The organism is Sphingobacterium sp. xlx-130 (assembly GCF_011007405.1).
In the GTDB taxonomy this organism is placed as follows: Bacteria; Bacteroidota; Bacteroidia; order Sphingobacteriales; family Sphingobacteriaceae; genus Sphingobacterium; species Sphingobacterium luzhongxinii.
Map to the genome: position 1 here is coordinate 357,929 of NZ_WFKN01000005.1, position 21,734 is coordinate 379,662.

The 21,734-nt window shown below is 40.8% G+C and carries 16 protein-coding genes; 8 read left to right on the forward strand and 8 right to left on the reverse strand.

The annotated features are described in order from the left end of the window. Positions 1–25 precede the first annotated feature (25 nt). Both G7B18_RS10435 and nagB read right to left on the reverse strand, forming a co-directional pair. Entirely contained in the window at positions 26–2,494 is a 2,469-nt protein-coding gene (locus G7B18_RS10435) for a TonB-dependent siderophore receptor (RefSeq protein ID WP_164122505.1), read from the reverse strand. A gap of 217 nt (positions 2,495–2,711) precedes the next feature. Then, complete coding sequence (gene nagB / locus G7B18_RS10440; protein WP_164109742.1) at positions 2,712–4,634, reverse strand: glucosamine-6-phosphate deaminase; 1,923 nt, start codon at positions 4,632–4,634, stop codon at positions 2,712–2,714. Positions 4,635–4,995: 361 nt separating this feature from the next. Here nagB and G7B18_RS10445 point away from each other — a divergent pair, with 361 nt between their 5' ends. Beyond that, on the forward strand, positions 4,996–5,661 hold the full coding sequence (locus tag G7B18_RS10445; RefSeq protein ID WP_164122507.1) for a TlpA family protein disulfide reductase: 666 nt from the start codon (positions 4,996–4,998) through the stop codon (positions 5,659–5,661). A gap of 12 nt (positions 5,662–5,673) precedes the next feature. Here G7B18_RS10445 and G7B18_RS10450 read toward each other — a convergent pair whose 3' ends face one another. From G7B18_RS10450 to radA, 3 genes are all read right to left on the reverse strand, one after another. Further along, a complete protein-coding gene (locus G7B18_RS10450) occupies positions 5,674–7,089 on the reverse strand; it encodes a Gfo/Idh/MocA family oxidoreductase (protein ID WP_164122509.1) in 1,416 nt (471 codons plus the stop codon). 20 nt (positions 7,090–7,109) lie between these two features. Further along, positions 7,110–8,525 (reverse strand): DUF1080 domain-containing protein, encoded by a 1,416-nt coding sequence (locus G7B18_RS10455; protein WP_240452828.1) that lies wholly within the window; start codon positions 8,523–8,525, stop codon positions 7,110–7,112. A 313-nt stretch (positions 8,526–8,838) separates the two neighbouring features. Next, positions 8,839–10,227: a DNA repair protein RadA gene (radA, locus tag G7B18_RS10460; RefSeq protein WP_164109748.1), complete on the reverse strand. Its 1,389-nt coding sequence runs from the start codon at positions 10,225–10,227 to the stop codon at positions 8,839–8,841. Between the two features lie 71 nt (positions 10,228–10,298). On the opposite strand from radA, the gene G7B18_RS10465 reads away from it, so the two are divergent. Then, complete coding sequence (locus tag G7B18_RS10465; protein ID WP_164109750.1) at positions 10,299–10,805, forward strand: RNA polymerase sigma factor; 507 nt, start codon at positions 10,299–10,301, stop codon at positions 10,803–10,805. Then, complete coding sequence (locus tag G7B18_RS10470) at positions 10,805–11,422, forward strand: hypothetical protein (RefSeq protein ID WP_164122511.1); 618 nt, start codon at positions 10,805–10,807, stop codon at positions 11,420–11,422. The genes G7B18_RS10465 and G7B18_RS10470 overlap by 1 nt, the downstream gene beginning before the upstream one ends. On the opposite strand, the gene G7B18_RS10475 is transcribed toward G7B18_RS10470, so the two are convergent. Further along, positions 11,415–12,581: a dipeptidase gene (locus G7B18_RS10475; RefSeq protein WP_164109754.1), complete on the reverse strand. Its 1,167-nt coding sequence runs from the start codon at positions 12,579–12,581 to the stop codon at positions 11,415–11,417. The two genes, G7B18_RS10470 and G7B18_RS10475, sit on opposite strands and share 8 nt — an antisense overlap. Next, positions 12,578–14,314, reverse strand: coding sequence for a serine hydrolase domain-containing protein (locus tag G7B18_RS10480; RefSeq protein WP_164109756.1), 1,737 nt, complete (start codon positions 14,312–14,314; stop codon positions 12,578–12,580). Before G7B18_RS10480 ends, G7B18_RS10475 begins: the two co-directional genes overlap by 4 nt. A 348-nt stretch (positions 14,315–14,662) precedes the next feature. Between G7B18_RS10480 and xseA the strand changes: the two genes are divergently transcribed. From xseA to G7B18_RS10495, 3 genes are read left to right on the forward strand one after another with little or no spacing between them, the layout of a single operon-like run. Then, entirely contained in the window at positions 14,663–15,919 is a 1,257-nt protein-coding gene (gene xseA, locus G7B18_RS10485) for an exodeoxyribonuclease VII large subunit (RefSeq protein WP_164109758.1), read from the forward strand. A gap of 6 nt (positions 15,920–15,925) precedes the next feature. Then, entirely contained in the window at positions 15,926–16,150 is a 225-nt protein-coding gene (gene xseB / locus G7B18_RS10490) for an exodeoxyribonuclease VII small subunit (protein WP_164109760.1), read from the forward strand. Between the two features lie 45 nt (positions 16,151–16,195). Then, a complete protein-coding gene (locus tag G7B18_RS10495; RefSeq protein ID WP_164122513.1) occupies positions 16,196–16,543 on the forward strand; it encodes a hypothetical protein in 348 nt (115 codons plus the stop codon). 36 nt (positions 16,544–16,579) lie between these two features. On the opposite strand, the gene G7B18_RS10500 is transcribed toward G7B18_RS10495, so the two are convergent. Continuing rightward, entirely contained in the window at positions 16,580–16,999 is a 420-nt protein-coding gene (locus G7B18_RS10500) for an SRPBCC family protein (protein ID WP_164122514.1), read from the reverse strand. 162 nt (positions 17,000–17,161) lie between these two features. Between G7B18_RS10500 and uvrA the strand changes: the two genes are divergently transcribed. Both uvrA and pafA read left to right on the forward strand, forming a co-directional pair. Further along, positions 17,162–19,966, forward strand: a complete 2,805-nt coding sequence (gene uvrA, locus G7B18_RS10505) for an excinuclease ABC subunit UvrA (protein ID WP_164109767.1) — start codon at positions 17,162–17,164, stop codon at positions 19,964–19,966. A gap of 90 nt (positions 19,967–20,056) precedes the next feature. Continuing rightward, a complete protein-coding gene (gene pafA / locus G7B18_RS10510) occupies positions 20,057–21,697 on the forward strand; it encodes an alkaline phosphatase PafA (RefSeq protein WP_164109768.1) in 1,641 nt (546 codons plus the stop codon). Positions 21,698–21,734 lie beyond the last annotated feature (37 nt).

Genomic DNA, 21,734 nt, shown 5'->3' on the forward strand with positions numbered 1-21,734 from the left:
TCTTTTATAGTTTTTTATGCCTTGATTAAAACTTATAATTCAAAGTCGTCATGAAATTCCGTGGCGGAATCGGATTCACCGAGTAATTCTCATGAATGAAATAACTTAATTCATTGGTAACGTTAGCTACCTTTGCCAATAAACTTAAACGACCGATTGTATAGCCTAGAGACAAGTCTAGCGTCGTAAATGGATCTACAGGTACCAAACGATTCATCCCATCTCTAACGTTTATTTTACTGTTATTCCAGCCAGCGTTACGTTTTCCGGTGTAAAATGCAGAAAACCCTACCTTTAATCCTTTAATGCTACCATTTTGTACAGTATAGAATACAGTAGCATTACCCGTATTTGCTGTGCTACCTACCATTCTTACCCCTTCTTCGTTGCCAGAAGTTTCTACAACTTGGCCTTTATCATTCGTATACTTTATGATATCAAGCGTCTTTGTAAATCGTCTGAAATTGTAGGCATACCCTGCCATAATATCCAACCCTGGTAGTATACGTCCTGTAATATCCAACTCAACTCCATCCGACATGGATTCTCCTGTAAACTCCTTCATACTCGGATCCCCATTAGCATTACCATTAGCGTCAAAAAGAGCTTGTTGGGCAGTATTGTTATTGATGATTCTATACGCAGTTAGATTCGTCGTTAAACGCCCTTTTAAAAATTCGTTCTTAATACCCGCTTCATAGTGATCTTCCAAAGTTGGTCCCATAGGCTTGTAATTAATATCATAACCTGTATTTGCGATAAAACTATTAGCATAGCTTACATAAAAGCCTAATTGTTCTGTAGGTTGATAAATTAGTGCAAATTTAGGCGACCAGGCCTTATCTTCTTTTTCCCCTAACTCATTTCCCTTAATATCCAAATTTTTAACTTCTTCTTTTACACCTGTTTTATAGATATATTTATCTGCATATGGAGTTCGCTGATAGGTGTAGCGAATACCTGCCAATACTTTGAACTGAGACGTAAGTGATATTAAATCTTGAATAAATGTACCATAACGATAAACGTCTGTCTTAGTCCAAGCATTCTTTGCCGTATTTGGAATATCCATGCGCATGCCTGCAGCGTAAGGGTCAAATACATTAATACTATCATAAAATGTAGTTAGTTTAGATGGATTTTTTAAATCCGCATAAATATCATAGGCGTAGGCCTTGGTAGAAGCTTGATCGGCATCAGCTCCAAACAACAACTGGTGTTTAATACCGCCAGTATTAAACTTTCCAGTTAAATTAAGTTGCTGATTCATCGTAAACTCTTCTGTTTGCCTACGGCTTAGTGACCGGGGAGCAAGTCCTTGAGCATTTGCTTGCAATCGTTCGGATCCGTAATAGTTTCTATTGTAATTCTGCAGACTAGCGATTGCAGATATTTTCCAATTGTCATTAAAATTATGATCCAATGCGGCCTGACCATTTGTTGAGTTGGTATTATTGAAGGCTCCATTTACATTTAAAAAGGTATTTCGTCCTACTGCATTGTTCAATTTACCTTCTACAGATCCTATTCCAAAGTCTGGTGTATAATCTGATTTTAAATAATCAAAATTAATATTCAATTCAGTACGATCAGATATTTTGTAAAGCACTGATGGGTTGACATACACTCGATTTGACTTCACAACATCACGATAACTATTTGCAGAGCTTCCTGTTCCAATAAAACGAAATGCAACTTTATTAGATAATGGTCCATACACATCCAAGGTGGGTTTATAGGTATCCCAGCTACCATAGCGCATAGACACCTCTCCTCCCAACTCGAACTTTGGCTTCTTTGTTGTCATATTGACTACAGCCCCACCTGTAACTCCACCATACAACAGGGCTGCTGTACCTTTAAGAATCTCAACAGATTCTAACGTACTAGCCTCAATTTGCCCTTCGTTATTTGTACGAGCGCCATTTTTAAACATGTTATTTGCGCCCATACTGTAGCCCCTTGCATAGAAGTTTTCATTAACTCCACCACGATTGGCTCCTAAAGCTATACCGTTGGCATTTTTTAATGCATCAGCAAGTGTATTAATCTGTTGGTCTTTGATGACCTGTGCATTGATAATCTGAACAGATTGAGGTAAATCCCTATCCAAGATACCAGACTTCGCAACGCCGACAGTTTTAGTATTAACAGAGTTATACCCCGTTATATCTACTTGATCAATAGCGTGATCCGCTTTGTGTAGTATAATTTCTTCTAACAATGTCTGATTACCCTTTGGAGCAACCTTTATCCGGTCTCTTTGAAAACCGACTCCTCCTAACAAGACTTCGAAAGGCCCTTTTTGATCTATATACAGCTGAAACGCTCCATTGACATCAGTCTTGGTAGATTTACTGCCCACCGATACACTGATATCCGAAATAGATTGCCCTTTGGAGTCAACGACCTTACCTTTTACGGTGGTCTGTGCATGAGCCAACGAAGAGATTCCTATGGTACCCATTAATGCGAAAAACAGTTTTGCCTTCATTCGTTATTTATTTATACTAATTCTAAATTAATCACAAAAATAACGTTAGCACACTGTCTGAAAAAGAAAGAATCGGACAAAAAAATTAATAATCCGAAATTTTCTTCCCTCTCTTATATGATCGATTCTATTCATCAGCTCCAATAACCGCTAAAAGTAAAAGGGCTGATACGCATATGCCTATCAACCCTTCTTATTTAAGATCCGTATTCTATAACTAATTGAATTTCCAACGCACAAAAGCCTCGATAGCTTCGTAGTCCGCCAATCCCAGTTGATGGTACAAATCTGCTGTCTCGCTGGTACGGTCCTCAGCACGCACCCAAAATTCGCGTGGATCATCTCCAGGGAATACCGGCACATCTTTTTGTGATTGATGTTTAAAGATAGCCAGACGCTTACGTTTTACCTCTTGCGGAGAAAGCGGTACTGCCATCTCAATTTCGTGGATAGGATATTCATGCCAAGCTCCACGGTACAACCACAGCCAGCAATCTTTAGTCCACTCGTCAGTCTTACGAAGGCGTAATAATGCTTCCAAAATAATATCAAAACAAACTCTGTGCGTTCCATGTGGATCAGCAAAATCACCTGCCGCGAAAACCTGATGTGGTTTCACTTGGCGAAGTAACTCCATCGTCTGCAAAATATCGTCCTCGAAAGACACTTCTTTAGCAAACTTAGTCCTATCGTAGAACGGTAAATTTTGAAAGTGAATATTTTCATCTGGTAGACCAACAAAACGAGCTCCCGCGATCGCTTCTCCTTTACGGATTAAACCTTTGACATTCCGGATGATTTCTGGATCAACTTGATTCGGTTTCTTCGTTTTGAAAAACTCCCGTGCTTCCGCATATATTTTACTTGTTATCCCCTTATCGTCGTCGATTGCTACAGCAAAATCCTGTACAAACTCCAAGTAGCGAAGCACATCGTCATCCCATACCGCAGTATTGCCTGATGTCTGGTAAGCTACGTGCACATTGTGCCCTTGATCAGCAAGACGAATAAAAGTCCCTCCCATAGAAATGACATCATCATCAGGATGCGGAGAAAACAAAATCACATTCTTACGTGCAGGTTCTGCGCGTTCTGGGCGGTTGCTATCGTCTACATTTGGCTTTCCTCCTGGCCATCCCGTAATCGTACGCTGCAACTCATTGAAGATTTTGATATTGATATTATAAGCCGGTCCCTGCTCTGTTACCAGTTCAGCCATACCATTATTATTATAATCGTCATCTGTAAGCTTTAAAATCGCCTTATTTAATTTTAAAGATAACCAAACGACAGCCTTCTTCGTTAATGATTCAGTCCAAGCCACATCGTGCGCTAACCATGGTGTATCAAAACGTGTCAACAAAGAAGCAGCATCCTCATCAAGAATAAACTCTACATTATCAGACAACTGTAAATAAGTAGCTGGAATCTCTGGAGAAATCTCTCCCTCGATTGCTTTCTTTACAATCTCCGCTTTCTTTTCATTCCAAGCCATCAGGATGATCTCCTTAGCCTTAAAAATGGTACCTACTCCCATAGTGATCGCTTTAGTAGGTACGTATTCTTTACCACCAAAGTCGCGCGAAGCATCGCGTCGTGTCAAATCATCTAAAGTCACTAAGCGTGTACCCGAATTAGGTGCTGAACCGGGCTCATTAAAACCAATATGACCAGTACGACCGATACCTAAAATCTGAATATCTAAACCACCTAATTCCGAAATCTTCTGTTCATAAGCCTCACAATAAGCTTGCACCTGACTAATATCTATCGTACCATCTGGAATGTTAATGTTTTCTTTTGGAATATCAACCAGATCGAAAAGGTTCTTCTTCATGAAGGTTACGTAACTCTGATCTGCTGTAGGTTGCATTGGAAAGTATTCATCCAAATTGAATGTAACCACATTCTGAAAGCTCAATCCTTCTTCTTTGTGTAGTCGAACAAGTTCTTTATAAACTTTAACAGGTGTTGCTCCTGTTGCCAGACCTAATACAGCTTTTTCGCCTTTTGCTTGCTTTTCTTTAATTAATGAAGCGATACGATTTGCAACATGAATAGAAGCAGCACTTTGACTTGCATGTACAGATACAGGCACCTTTTCAAAGCGTGTTTCCTCTAATAAATTTAATCTTGCCATTTATGAGGTAATAAATATGATAAATCGTGAATAGCAAATTTAATAATAATATGAGCTTTTCGTAAATAAAAGTGCAATTAAAAAATAATTTTAAAATCATTTTGACATGCAAACTATTGCATAAGCCTATAAAATCACTAGATATTAGTGAAGCGTGGAGTAAATCAATCAGATACACGTCATAAAAAAAATCATTTTGTACTTCAGCGCTTACGAATACTATTCATTTTAGTTAAATTTGGAGATAAGAATACGTTCTAGTTATTCGAACTACATAGACAGATGAAAAAATAGGAAAACTTCATCATCAAAAAAACAAACCGATTTGTCCAGTGACAGATCACGAATTAATTAAACACATATGAAAAAAATCCTTTTTTTACTGCTAAGCATAGCACCGTATTTTCTCTTTGCACAATCAAAAGAAGATTTGATAAAGGAGATTAAGGCCAACCCTACTCAAATAGAAACGATTAAGCTTATTCAGCGCGTCGGCGGCTATGATCCAAACTACAAAGAAATGGAGGCCTTATTCAAGACACTTGACAAAACAGTCAGAAAATCCAATGAGGGAAAAATTTTCCAACGCTACCTAAAAAGTCTTTCCAATGTGACCATCGGTAAAAAAGCACCCGGAATCACACAATTTGACTTAGAGGGCAATCCCTATGGATTACAGGACCTAAAGGGTAAATATGTCCTTATCGATTTTTGGGCTTCATGGTGCCCACCATGTCGCGCAGAAAACCCTAATTTAGTAGCGGCATACAGCGAATTCAAAGATCAGAATTTCGAGATCTTAGGAGTATCCTTCGACAAAGACCTTGATTCCTGGAAAAAAGCTATTGCAGACGATAACTTAACATGGAAACACATTTCTGATCTTCAATATTGGAATAACGGTGCTGCAATTCCATACGGTATCAAAGCTATTCCTCAAAATGTCCTCGTAGATCCCAACGGTATAATTATCGGCCGTAACCTACATGGTGACAATCTGAAGAAAAAACTAAAAGAGGTGCTATAGCACCTCTTTTAGTTACATTTTATAATATTGTTCCCATCCTTTTGCCGGCGTAGGCCCCACCAAAAGTGCATTCGCAAACCGATCATCGACAACTTCCTTCTTTATAGGGTCAAAATCAAAAGATCTATTCAATCGTTGCGCTATCACTCCCAGACAGAAAACCTGACTTAACGGCCCAGCGAGTTCGAAAGGAGAACGCGTCTGTTCCTCGCCCTTACAAGCCTTCAAAAAATTAGCAAAATGATTTGAAGGCGAAATAGGTATATCTGGCAATTGCTTAGCGAGATCCTTTGCTTTATCCTCGGGAATAATTTGCAGCGTAGAAGCATGAGAGCCTCCTTTAAAGGTCAAATCTTTAGCATACATAATCTTTCCAGGATTAAGCTTCGCTGCTTCAATCTTTCCACTGGTTGGTGGAGGAATATTCGGATCTAACCCCGAAACACCATATCCTTCCGGGATAGGAGGTAGATTGTCCAAACCATCATACCAATTAATAGTCAGGGCTGGCATGTTCTTCCGCTTTGCGAAATTAAATTTGAGCGTCGATGACATCGGAAAGAAAAAAGAATTATGGCCATCCAACACGACTGCCTCTACCCGATTGGGAAGACCCAACTCTAGAAATTCATGAGCCGTATCCAATATATGAGCTCCCCAATCTCCCAGAGCCCCCATTCCAAAATCAAACCAACAACGCCACTGACCGTTCACGTAATCCTTGTTATAGTCATGCCCTCTGGTCTGCATCTGCCACAGATCCCAGTCCAATGTATCTGGTATACGTTCCGGATAAGGAAATCCCTTCATATTCACATCCCAACCATGCCAACGTCGAGCCATATTCATATGTGCATCTATACGCGTCACATCCTTTATAATCCCGGACTCTTTCCAAGCCTTGAACTGAAAATAGTTAGCCTCCGAGTGTCCCTGATTTCCCATCTGTGTCACCACCTTGGATGACCGCTTAGCCTTCTGAATGAGCAGTTCATTTTCCCAAAAAGTATGTGCCATAGGCTTTTCCACATATACGTGCTTACCCAAATCCATCGCCAACATGGCTATAGCAAAATGCGCAAAATCAGGCGTCCCGATACACACGGCATCTATCTGCCCCCCCATCTTATCAAACATCACCCTAAAGTCCTGAAATCTAGGAGTATCCGGAAACGTCTTCAATACCTCCTGTGTATGTTTTCCTCCCATATCCACATCACACAACGCCACAATATTACATAGTCCTGTCTTATAAAGATCTTTGATAATATCTCCTGCCCTATTCCCTACCCCAACACAGGCAAGATTTACACGTTCATTGGCACTAGCCAACCTAACCTCCCCTAATACACTATTGGACAACAAGGCGGCTCCTCCAGCTAAGACTGTTCTTTGAAGGAAGCTTCTACGTGATAAATAATGATTCATCTATGCTTAGAATTACTTAATTACTTCAATTTTTTCACTTTAAGGTTACGAAAGGACACCTCATCCCCATGATCTTGCAATAAGATATGCCCTTGCAATGCTTCTCCGAAGCGCTCCCAATCTTTATATTTACTAATCGCAACCAAATCCCTAAATTCCTTTGAACCTCGTTGATAGGACAACATCTTGATACCATTTAGGTAATGAACAACTTCATTATCCGCAGTTACTACAATACGCCCTCGATTCCATTCGCCTATCGGCCTCCTAGCCCTGCTGTCTTTATTAGAAGTAATAAGGTCGTAAAGAGATGCTAAAGTACGATTTCCATCTCTACCTAACTTAGCATCTGGATGGGTGGCATCGTCCAAAATCTGAAACTCTGGCCCTATAGCCGATCCTGCAGACTTCTCTTTCAAAGTTACAAAATACTTAACCCCACTATTCGCCCCAGGAGTAAGCTTGAATTCAAAAGAAAAATCGAAAGCGGCATACTGCTCTTTGCTAATAATATCTCCACCATTGGTAGATTCACCACCATCAGATTTTAAGACCTTAATCGCTCCATCCTTGACTTCCCACCCGCTTTTCGGAAAAGCGTCACCCTTTACACTTTTCCATCCAGCATGATCTTTGCCGTTAAACAATAAGCTATAACCAGCACTTTTTTCCGACGAGGAAAGATTATTCGGCTTTAAGTTAACGATAAAGACCTCCTTTGGAAAAGCCGTAGGCTTCAGGTTTTGAGTTTGAATCCTGATATTCTTAAAATAAACCTTCTTCCCATCTAATGCTTCCGGGATACTGTGCACCTGAAGCCCTATAAACCCCTTGCTATCGATCGTATCAATAACAAAAGCCGTCGGCACACCGTTGACCCATGTACGTAGCTCATCATCTATTGCTTCGATTCGTATATGATTAAATTCTTCTTTCTTGTAAGCCGATTTTGCTTTCTCATTCATATCCAAAGGATACAACCAGCCGCGCCGGGCTTCATCATAAATTCCACCTGTCCACGCCCTACTTGTTGGATCTATTTCGACCTGTCTCCCGTACACACGACCTCTCCCTCCATTTGCGGCCATATCGATATGACTACGCGTCTGTACACCCGAATTGGTTTGATCTCCCTCCAGCTTAATATCCAATTCAAGTATAAAATTTCCATATTCCGCCTCTGTAATCAAAAACGAGTTTGGAGTACCCTTAGTCATACGCCCTACAATAGCACCGTCTTCTATCGTATAGGGCGCTTTGCCCCCTACGGATTTCCAGCCGGTCAAAGTCTTTCCATCAAATAGGTTTGTCCAGCCATCAGAACCGGAAGATTGTGCCTGAACGTTGCCGACACTCATAACACCCAATAAGCCGATAAGGACAGTGGATATTTTAAAATTAAACATTCCCTTCATATGTGTATTACTTGTTTTCATATACTCTAATAAATTTCATGAGCTTGCAAGCTCGATTATTTTCAACAACGCACCAATTTCACTATCTCTAGTCAACATACTACTACTTTCAGAATGGTTCTTAGGTTTACTAAACTATCCGAATATAAAGAAAAAGAGGTAAGATGATTTAAAATTAGATCTGTAAGAGCCAATTTTTTAACGAAATCGATTGCGGTAACGCATCCTTTTTTGAGAAAAGAAACACCAAGTAGGAAATTTTATAACGGCTACAGATGCCAACAAAAGTTAAATCCGACAAAAACTCAATATTCGACACAAGTTGCTGTCTACCTTAGCCAAAAAGCGCTCTAAATAAATCCTCTAGCGTAGCCATAGGTCGGATCGCGATATTATATTTCTTTGCATCCAACCCCTTGACATTATACTTAGAAATAAAGATACCATCAAAACCCAACTTTTCTGCTTCGGCTATACGCTGTTCGACACGGTTAACGGCTCTGATTTCGCCAGATAACCCAACTTCTCCTGCAAAAGTAACCTGGGCAGGTAATGGGATATCCTGTTGTGAAGATATGAGCGCTGCTATGACAGCCAAATCTATAGCAGGATCTTCCACCCGAAGACCTCCTGCAATATTTAAAAACACATCCTGTGCACTCAACCGGAAACCAAAACGCTTCTCTAATACAGCCAGCAACATACTCAGCCGCTTCGTATCAAAGCCCGTCGCTGTGCGTTGTGGAGTACCAAAAGCCGAGTTACTGACCAGTGCCTGTACTTCGATCATTAACGGACGAACGCCTTCAAGCATAGCGGCCACAGCGACACCAGAGACCGGACTCTCCCGCTGGGAGAGCATTATTTCTGAGGGATTTGACACTTCTCGGAGTCCGGCTCCTTGCATTTCATAAATGCCCAATTCTGAGGACGAGCCGAATCTGTTCTTGACCGACCTTAATATTCGATATACATGGTTTCTGTCTCCTTCAAATTGCAAAACCGTATCTACCATATGTTCCAACACTTTGGGACCAGCGATCGAACCATCCTTTGTAATATGCCCTACGATCAGCACAGGTGTATTCGTTTCCTTAGCAAAACGCAACAACTCTGCAGTACATTCACGTACCTGAGATACAGAACCAGGAGCGGATTCGATCTGCGAAGAGTGCAACGTTTGAATTGAATCTATGACGATAACATTCGGGTTGACTACTTCTATCTGTTTGAATATATTTTGTGTACTACTTTCGGTCAGGATATAGCAATTTGCCTTTGATGACTGAGAAAGTCGTTCAGCCCTCATTTTTATCTGCTGTTCACTTTCTTCTCCCGAAATATAAAGTGTCCTTACTTCCGGAAGGGAAAGGGCCAGTTGCAACATCAATGTTGATTTTCCGATACCAGGCTCTCCACCGATGAGTACTAATGATCCCGGCACAATACCTCCACCAAGTACACGATTGAATTCTTTATCCGGTGTCAAAATTCGCTGCTCTTCTGAATAGACGATCTCGTGTATGATAGCAGCTTTATTGGTACGCTTTGCTGCCCCCGACCCCACGGTCGTACTACGCCATTCCGGAACCCGGGAAGAACCCGTCACGACAACTTCTTCTACAAAAGTATTCCATTGTTTACAGGACGGACATTGTCCCAACCATTTCGGAGATTCGTACCCACAGGATTGACAAAAATATGCTGATTTCGACTTGGCCATTAGGCTAAATTAATAAAATCCTTCATTACATGTAACAATATCTTCTTAAATTCGACCTATAACCAAACTAAATGAACAAAAGCACGGAAATAGAATTTGTGGGTTTACTGGAACAGCACCAGAATATCCTTCATAAGATCTGTAAGCTATACGCTGCGGACTTGGATACACACAAAGATCTTTTTCAGGAAATGGTCATTCAACTTTGGAAATCTTATCCAACATTCAAAGGCGACGCCAAATTTACAACGTGGGCATATCGGGTAGCTTTGAATACAGCGATTTCTTTGTACCGTGGTAGCAAACGAAAAATAACAACTGTAGATTGGAACAGCTCCCTACAAAACATTCGTTATGAAGAATACGACACAGAACAAGAAGAACAATTAAAAGCGCTATACACGGCAGTAAGACAACTGAATGATATCGAAAAAGCGCTGGTGTACATGTATCTGGAAGATAAAGATTACGGAGAGATTTCTGAAACACTAGGTATTAGTGAAGTTAACGCTCGCGTAAAAATGAACCGAATAAAAACAAAGTTGAAAAGTATGATAAATCAGAATGGAGGTCATTAATGGATGGATTAGATTTATTAAAACAACACTGGAACGGAGATAATAATTTTCCGAAAATAGAAAGAAATGAGCTTCAAGCTATGTTACATCGAAGTTCTTCGTCTATTGTAAAATGGATTTTTATCATTTGTTGCCTGGAGTTTGCCTTATGGTTAGCCATCTCCTCTATGGTTCCCTCAGAAAAACAACACTTTTTAGTTTTTCAAATTATTGATGTAGTCTACAATGTTATCTTCTATGCGATTATCTTTTATTTCATCTTCCAGTTCTACAGCTTACTTGTTCGGATAAAAACAACAAACAGCACTAAAAAACTAATGGAAAGCATACTAGCCGTTCGCAAAAACGCCCATCGCTACATTCAGTTTAACCTCTTGGCTGCCTATGTAGCATTCGGACTGGCATTAATTCAACTTATTATAGAAGAATCCCTAAATCGAGAAAGCTGGGGTGAAATACTTTTTTATGCTCTTGCGTTAGCTATTATTTTTACGCTTTTTGCCTTATTATTTATCAAAATAATTAAACTTTATTTTAGGGTACTATACGGCTTTCTCTTAAAAAAGTTAAATAAAAACTATGATGAGCTCACCCGTCTAGAAGAAGATGCTAATTAACAACATCAGGCTCGTTTGCTCTTAAAATACGCAAAAAATTTAACCCCATTATCTTTGCTATGGCATGTTCGCTATAACCTCTTGCTAATAGGGCTTTAGTCAGATTCGGAAACTGAGACACATCTTCCAAATCTTGAGGAGGGGCTTCTATCCCATCAAAATCCGAGCCGATAGCGACGTGATCTATCCCAACATGCTGTACCAGATAATCGATATGGTCGATCAATAGTGACAACGGGGCATTTGCTTGATATTGTTGCTCCTTTGTAAGTGCTCCGTACTGCTTTGAAACAGACATTCCTCCACTAGCACCCCCCACATGTTTCGCATAAAGATCTTTCACTTTTGTCTCATAAAGCGAATCTAGAAATCCTGAATAAAAATTCACCCCTATAACGCCACCATTTTTCTTCAAGGCTACCAATTGCTGATCGTCTAGGTTTCGAAAATGAGGTGTCAATGCTGCGGCATTGCTATGTGACACTAAAATAGGCCTCGTGCTCACTTCCAACACATCATAAAACAACCTTTTACTACCATGCGACAGATCCACCATCATACCCAACTCGTTCATCTTTCGAATTATCGCACGCCCCTTCTTTGACAATCCACGTTGCCTGGATGGCTTTTTACGATCTTCAATCGCTGCTGCTGTAGCCCAAGGTAAATTATAGTTCCATGTAAGCGTCAAGTATCTCGCCCCTCGCTGGTATAGTGCCTCAAGGTTCGAAAGACTAGACTCGATCATATTTCCTCCTTCAATACCAATTAACGCAGCTATTTTTCCCTGTTGGTGTATCTGTTCGATATCCTGGCTACTCTGAGCCAATGCTATCCGATCAGGATTACGACGAATGACATCATTTAAAGCATCAATCTGGTCATTAGCATGTTGAAAAGCCCCTTTCTTCCATTGTTTATCGTCAGACCATACGGCAAACACCTGAACATCAACACCTCCTTCTATCAACCTAGGGATATCCGTATGTCCCTTTTGCAATCGCTGACCTATGTCTCTTCCAGGAAGAACACTCTCGATGATCACATCGTTATGTCCATCGACAACCAGCATCCTCTTATGCAGCACCTTATGATCCTGTGCCCACCCTATAGAGCTGCACAAACCAACTAGACATAAAAAGCTAATTAACTGCTTCATTTCGCTTCATTTATCGTCTCATAGATGGCGTCTTGTATCCGACTCCTAACATTTAAATCATACAACTTGGTCGACACCTGTGGATGCACCCGATTGGATAAAAAGATATAAATCAGCTGATGTTTCGGATCTACCCAAATACAAGTCCCTGTATACCCTGTATGTCCATACACGGATGCATTAGTCAATCGGGATGGGTATTCTTTCTTAGGGTCCGAATCTGCGCGATCAAATCCCAATCCTCTCCGACTCGTCTTAGATTGCTTAGAAGTAAAAAGATCAACCGTGCTTGATTTAAAATAACGTACCCCACCATACTCTCCCCTATTGAGCAACAATTGCCCATAGATCGCCAGATCATTGGCTGTTGAAAACAATCCCGCATGGCCCGCTACGCCTCCAGCCATTGCAGCTCCTTGATCATGCACATAGCCTTGTAATAGTACTTTCCGAAAAGAAGTATCATTTTCTGTAGGTATAATTCTACTTTTTTCAAAACGTTCGCGAGGGTTATAACCAGCTGTTTTCATTCCAATAGGTCGATACAAAATCTCTTGTATATATTCTTCCATAGGAATAGCTGTCTCGTGCTCTGCAACCTCCTTCATCACGTACATACTGATATCCGAATATACATAATTGCCAATAGGTTTCACGGCAGAATGCAACATCTCCGGCCACATGACGTCCCGATAATAGTTATTCCGTAAATAAGCATTGTCTGCCACCTTTACCTGATGAGAAGCGGAAGATACCGACTGCATATCACCGGATTTCAGATTACGATAGAAAGGGATATAAGGGATAAACCCCGCTTCATGCAATAACACCGTTCGTAACGTAATATTAGCTTTGTTACTTTGCTGAGCCTGCCACAAATAATGTCCCATCGTGCTGTCCAGATCTATAATGCCACTTTCCTGAAGATGCATGACTACAGGTGTGGTTCCAGCAATCTTACTCACCGAAGCCAGGTCAAATATATCCGTTATCTTAGTAGCTTGTGTTTTGTCGTACGTATGCGTGCCGTATGCCTTTTCAAAGATAACCTGTCCATTTTTTATTGCCATAACGACCATACCAGGTGCAGCCTTTTCACGGATAGCTTCTGCCGCGATCTGATCGATCTTTTGCCCCATTTTCATGGTATTTAAGCCCGAGCCCTCTGAACTATACTGCAAGCGAGTCTGTTCCCTTCTATTGCCTGTACTGCCCTCTGTAACTGCAAGTCCGCCAAAAATACTCATTGCCAGATTCCGTTGAGCTTCTTCAGAAAATAGCGGATAACTGAGTTCCGTAACACGGCCTCCCAATATCGGTGATAACTGCCGCAACTGACCTACACCATCTTCAAAGCGGCAAAGAATTATATCCTTACGATTTACCAAAGACTGTCGTAGCATGTACAGCATCTGCTGGTTTAGATCAGCCGCTGTGCCAGCCACGATGATCAGATTAAAATATTTCGTCTCTTCATCGTACTTCGAAAAATCAAAGTACGATACATCTGCGTAACGTCCCAACTGTTCCACAAAAGTGCTGTACCTTCGTAAATCCGGTACAACTACCGCAATTTTGACCTTATCCAAACGCTTTACCGGAACAAGATGTCCTTTGTCATAAATCAACTTTGTTTTATTAGCAATAGTTTGCTTGTATTGTGCTTGGATAGAAGATATATCCAATAGAAAGAATGTTATTAGTGTCCAAAATACTGTCAATAATCGAATCATGATAATAAGGTTTCTAAAGTAAATATAGTCAAAAGCTGCACAAAACCGCAATCAAACTATACAAACTTACCCGTTGATTAAAAAGTCGGAATAGCATCCTTGTATCAAATTTACTACATGTTAGGAATAGTTTATATATTAACAAGGATATTATACGTAGATTACACGGACTTCATTCGGACTTCATTCGGATAATTCCGCATGAAATCTGAGTGATATCCGTGTTTTATTCGATTATATATCCAGTTAAATAAGACAATGTCCATAAATTGATCCCAACTTATTCCCTAGCAATTCAGATTCGCAGAATAGACACCTAACTTCCAACTTTTTCAGTACCTTTGAATCATGCCTGAAGTGGTTGAAAACAAAACTATTTTTTCCCTTTTAGAGGTTACGAAAAGCATTCAAAAGACCATTGCTGATCGTTACAAAAGTCTCTATTGGATCAAAGCAGAGATGAATAAGCTTAACCACTATAAGCACTCAGGTCACTGTTATCCAGAACTTGTTGAGAAAAAAGACGGTAAAATTGTCGCTGAAATACGCTCCATATTGTGGAAGACGGACTTCGAGCGTATTAATCAACAGTTCATCCAATTACTGAAGGAGCCCCTTCGGGACGGGATTACCATTTTATTCCAGGCAGGTGTCTCCTATGACCCTCTATACGGCCTCAGCCTGCGCATCGTAGATATAGACCCTACTTTTGTACTGGGTGAACTAGAAAAGGAAAAAAAAGAAAGTATAGCGCAGCTTCATAAAGAAGGACTATTTGATGCAAATAAAAAGCTTCCCTTCCCTACAGTCCCTAAAAGACTTGCTATCATCTCGGTAGAAACCAGTAAAGGTCTTTCCGATTTCTTTAAAATAATCGCCCATAATCCTTGGGGTTACAAAATTGAGACCACCTTATACCCTGCACTATTGCAGGGCGACAAATCCATTCCTTCTATCATTCGTCAACTTGCCGTGATCGCCGACCATTTGGAAAAATATGATGCTGTCGCTATTATCCGGGGAGGTGGTGGCGAAGTCGGTTTATCAAGCTACAACAACTACAACCTTGCCAAAGCAATTGCGATTTTCCCTATCCCTATATTGACAGGAATAGGTCACTCTACCAACGAGACCGTAAGCGAGATGGTGGCCTATAAGAATGCTATAACCCCCAGCGAACTCGCTGATTTTTTGATTCAGAAATTCCACAACTTCGCCATTCCTGTAGATCAAGCACAAGAACGCCTGATTCTTCGTGCACAGGAAGCTTTTTTGAACCAAAGAAAGCAACTAGCAGATTTTGCGCAGATTATTTCTTGGAATAGCAAGCAGAAATTCGCGTCACAACAACATCAGATTCAAATGATATCCCAACGAATCCAGCTGTTTAGTCGTCATATTTTAAAAGAGCAACAAGAGACACTGAAAGGTATCTCCCGAATCGTCAATATGGCCGACCCTAACCTACTTTTAAAGAAAGGCTTTAGTATAACCCGGATCAATGGAAAAGCAATAACCTCAAGGGAGCAAGTTAATGAAGGTGATACCATAGAAACAAGCTATGCCGACGGTATATTATCGAGTAAAATAATCTTAAAAACTTAGCAAAAAATGGAATCAAACTACACTTATAATGACGCCTTTAACGAATTGCAACAGATTGTTTCCGAGATAGAAACAGGTGATGTCAATGTAGACGAACTGGCCGACAAGATAAAGCGGGCATCTCAATTGATCCAGATTTGCAAATCTAAACTAACAGCATCCGAAGAAGAAGTCAACACCTTACTGGCCAAACTCCAAGAGACGAACGACAACGACCCCGATCCCAAATGACAATCAAAATTTGACAATCTTGTTAGTTTTCCAGTCAGCGTCAATATGGAGACAGAAATAGCAGACGTTATATCGTCCTTTTCGCAAATGACAGTAACAGAGCAGGCCCTAGAAAAACTATTGGATAAAGCCGATCCGACCACCGAACGAATTGCTCAAATAACCTTGCTGCAAGACTGCAATTACCACCAGTATCTAACAGCCTACCTAACAGTCGTAGCGGGCAAAAACAAACCAACTGAACTCCGCGCAGCCCTAACTGGTATACTGGGAGATTTTACATATTCAAGCGCACGGAATAATATCGTCATGAATTGCCAAGCAATTCTAAAAACCAGGATCCCAAAAGAATTAAAAAACCAAATAGGAAAAACAATAAACAAGTTAAATTGATTCATCCAACAGATACAGTCTCAAAAAGAGAGACTGTCAAACAGCATATACGGATTCAACATACTTTTTAAAGTTATCCAATATAGCCTGCCACCCTCCTCGTTGCATTTCAATGGAATTTTCAGCTTCCGGCTCGAAGCGAATCAACAACTTGGTTTGCTGTTTGTCTGATTCGAAATCCATTTCGACTTTTCGTCCATCCGACATGGTATAAGCTATCTTTTTAAAGGGACTCAATTCCGTATACGTACCCTCAAAATCAAACCCGAAACTGCCGTCTTTAGCCGCCATTCGATTTTTAAACTTTCCACCTACACGTAGATCGTTGATCGAACTGGTACAATGCCAATCGTCCGAGGCATGGTTCCATTGCATAATATCTTCCGCGGAGTTGTAAGCATTCCAGACAGTCTCTACACGAGCGTTAATTTGAGTTTCTATTGCTATAAAATCCATAAGTTTAAATTATTTTACGAGATCGTTACACCCGGTCTTTTCTTTAGTAACAAGAATACGTCAATTTTGTTATTATCAAGGTATCAGATTTCCATTAAAAGCATCAGACTACTCCCAACGGCACACCGCTAGAAAGCAGAAAAATGCGTAACTTTGGAAGTTATGCAAAATAAGAAGGAGCACAATCCAAAATCTCATATTCAAATCAAGGGAGCACGGGTCAACAACCTGAAAAACATTGATGTTGACATTCCAAAAAACAAACTAGTTGTCATCACCGGCATGTCGGGTTCGGGCAAGTCGTCGTTAGCTTTTGACACTTTGTATGCCGAGGGACAGCGTCGTTATGTAGAGAGTCTATCCTCTTATGCTCGCCAATTTATGGGCCGAATGCACAAACCGGAAGTGGACTATATCAAAGGTATCGCCCCAGCTATTGCCATTGAGCAAAAAGTGATCACAAGCAATCCAAGATCCACCGTAGGGACATCCACAGAGATTTATGATTACCTCAAACTCCTCTTTGCCCGTATTGGCAAAACCTATTCGCCTGTTTCAGGTGAGGTGGTCTCTAAAGATTCCGTATCGTCTATCGTGGATAAGATTTTGACTCACCCTATTGATTCGACTGTTACATTATTTAGCCCTTTACATCCGACCAACGGCCGCAAACTGAAGGAGGAATTATCCTTGCTGCTCCAAAAGGGGTTTGTACGGATTTTCTTTAACGGCAAAGTAGAAAAGATAGAGAACATCCTTGAAGATAAATCAGTTTCAAACAAAGGTTTTAAAGAAGGGGAGATAGAAATTGTTATAGACCGGATCCGCCTAGATGGTGAAGAAGATACAACCACTCGTCTTGCCGATTCCATACAGACAGCATACTTTGAAGGAAAAGGTGAATGTGCTGTAGATATCGAAGGACAACGCTTTTCATATTCCGATAAATTTGAATTGGATGGCATCACCTTCGAAGAACCTACACCTAATTTTTTCAGTTTTAACAATCCTTTTGGGGCTTGTCGCCGCTGTGAAGGATATGGTAAGGTAATCGGTATCGACCCAGATCTCGTCGTCCCCGACAAAAGTAAGTCAGTATACGATGGAGCCTTAGCACCTTGGCGTGGTGAAAAGATGGGCACTTGGCTTGACGCCCTTGTCGCTACAGCTATAAAATTTGATTTTCCTATACATCGGGCGTATGCCGACCTGACAACCGCCCAACAGGAATTACTCTGGACGGGCAATAAATATTTCAGGGGTTTGAATGATTTCTTCCAAGAACTGGAGGAGCAGACTTACAAAATCCAATATCGGGTCATGCTATCCCGCTACCGGGGTAAAACGGACTGCCCCGAATGCAAAGGCAGTCGTCTACGTAAAGACGCTACCTATGTCAAAATCGCAGGCAAGTCTATCGTAGACCTGGTATTACTGCCTATAGATCAGGCCTTATTATTTTTTAATAGTTTGGATCTATCCGAAAATGATGCTAAAATTGCTAAACGCCTCTTGTGGGAGATTATAAACCGGATTCAGTTTCTGTGTGACGTAGGCTTAAGTTACCTGACATTAAATCGACTCAGTAATACCCTCTCGGGAGGAGAATCTCAACGGATAAATTTAGCGACTTCGCTAGGCAGTTCGTTGGTAGGGTCTATCTATGTATTGGACGAACCCAGTATCGGCCTACATCCCAAAGACACGCAAAAGCTTATCACGGTATTGAAGTCTCTACGCGATATTGGTAACACGGTAATCGTTGTGGAACACGAACAGGAAATGATGGAAGCCGCAGATTATCTGATCGACATTGGGCCCGAAGCAGGAGTCAATGGAGGCGAATTGGTTTTTGCAGGAAATTATGAACAGATTTTAAAAGACAAAAATTCGCTTACCGGTCATTACCTGAGTGGCAAAATGGAAATTGCAGTACCCCAGCAGCGACGAAAATGGGTTGATACAATCACTATAAAAGGCGCCAGGGAAAATAATTTGAAAGGAGTTACAGTAGACTTTCCGCTTCATATATTCACCGTGGTGACAGGCGTCTCCGGTTCTGGCAAGACATCCTTGGTAAAACGTATTCTCTACCCAGCTCTTCAAAAGGCCATGGGAAATTATTCTGGTGAACAAACCGGACAGTTTGATGGCATAGAAGGCGATATTCAACAGATCGAACAAGTGGAAATGGTTGATCAGAATCCGATAGGTCGGTCATCCCGCTCTAACCCGGTCACCTACGTGAAGGCTTGGGATGAAATCCGGGCGCTCTATGCCAACCTTCCTGCTGCCAAAGCTGGAGGTTTAAAACCAGCAGCCTTTTCATTCAATGTCGAGGGAGGCCGCTGTGACATCTGTCAGGGAGATGGTGAAGTAAAGATTGAAATGCAATTTATGGCCGACATTGTACTCCCATGTGAGGCCTGTGGTGGTAAGCGATTTAAACAACACGTCCTAGATGTACAGTATCAAGAAAAATCGGTCTCAGATATCCTTGAGCTGAGTGTAGACGAAGCGTTGATTTTCTTCAAAGACCAACCCAAAGTACTGGCAAAATTACAGCCTTTACAGGATGTTGGTTTGGGTTATATCAAATTGGGTCAGTCTTCGAGTACGCTATCCGGAGGAGAGGCACAACGGATAAAACTGGCTTCTTTCTTAATCAAAGGTAATAACAGCAAGAAGACCTTATTTATTTTTGATGAACCGACAACAGGATTACACTTTAATGATATCCAGAAATTACTCAAATCTTTTGATGCATTGATTGCATTAGGCAATAGTATCCTCGTGATAGAGCATAATATGGATATGATCAAGTCTGCAGACTGGGTAATCGACATCGGTCCCGGGGGAGGTGAAAAAGGTGGACAGGTCGTCTTTACAGGCACTCCAGAGAATCTAACTTCTTGTAAAGAAAGTTTTACCGGTCAATTTCTTACTAATCATCTTAAAAAGGCTTAATTTGTATTTCAACAAACCTTTAAAAAGATGGAACAGATCTTCTAGACTAAGCTTTAGAAATACCTAACTTTCTTTAAAACAGTTATTCCAATGAAAAAACATATTATCTTCTTTTTAGCACTTGCTTTGGCGGTTATCAAAGATGCAAACGGTCAAGTAGAAAGACCTAAATTAGTAGTGGGGTTAATGGTAGACCAAATGCGCTGGGATTACCTATACCGCTTTGCGGATCGCTATGGCAACGATGGTTTTAAACGGATTCTAAAAGAGGGATTCTCTTGCGAAAACACATTAATAAACTATATTCCGACCTATACCGCTATTGGACATAGCTCCGTTTATACGGGATCTGTGCCATCTATCCATGGTATCGCAGGCAATGATTGGATCATCCAATCGACCGGTCAACCTATGTATTGTACACAGGATGAAAATGTACAAGGTGTGGGTACGACAGAGAAAGAGGGAAAACAATCTCCTCGAAACCTATTAGCATCTACCATTACCGATCAACTAAAATTGGCAACTAATTTTCAATCTAAGGTTATTGGAGTTGCCATTAAAGACAGAGGTGGGATCCTTCCGGCAGGTCATTTTGCAGATGCAGCTTATTGGTTTGAAGCTAAATCCGGAGACTGGATATCAAGCACGTTCTATATGAAAGATCTTCCAAAATGGGTTAGTAAATTTAACAAGCTGAAGCTTCCGGAAAAATATCTAAAGCAAAACTGGAATACACTATATCCCATCAAAACTTATACGAATAGTATTGCCGACGACAATATCTATGAAGGCAAATGGGCAGGTGAGAAATCCCCTACTTTCCCAAGAAAAACGTCAGAATTAATGAAGGATGCCGGGTATGAGTTAATAAAAACAACACCACAGGGAAATACACTGACGCTCGACTTTGCAAAAGCAGCCATTGAGAATGAAAACCTAGGAAAAAATCCAACGAATAACACCGATTTTCTCTGTGTCAGCCTATCGTCTACCGATTATGTAGGACACCGTTATTCTTTATCTGCGGTAGAGATTGAAGACACTTATTTACGTCTGGATCGCGATATTGCAGATTTCCTAGCTTATCTCGACAAGACCGTTGGTGCGGGAAACTATACTTTTTTCTTGACCGCAGATCATGCTGCATCTTATAATCCGCTATATTATACTGATCAAAAAGGGAATGGAGGCTATCTTTTTACCAGGCAGATAGAACGGGAGTTGAATGCAGAATTACAGGATAAATTCGGTTCAAACAAACTAGTCCGAAGCTTATTGAACTATCAGGTTCACCTCGATTATAAACTCATAGATTCACTGAATCTAGAAGTAGATCAGGTGAAAAGAACAATCATTAAAAATCTAAAAAGCCAAGATGGCATCGCCTACGTAGTGGATATGGAGGACGGAGAAAACATGTTTTTACCAGCACCTATACGTGAGAAAATAATCAATGGGTACAACCGGAAGAACAGTGGAGCTATCCAGATTATCGCCGAACCGCAGTGGTATTCGGGTACTCCACGCAGTACCGGTACGACACATGGTGTATGGTCTGCTTACGACTCGCATATCCCCTTATTATTCATGGGATGGGGCATCAAACCTGGAGTGAGCAATCGACCTGTTCAAGTTGTAGACATTGCTCCTACACTTGCATCCTTGCTTCATGTTATGGAACCTAATGGCAATATCGGGCATACTATTGTTGAGGTATTGGGACAATAGTAAGTTGTTGTATTATTTTGTATTTTTGAGGCTACTG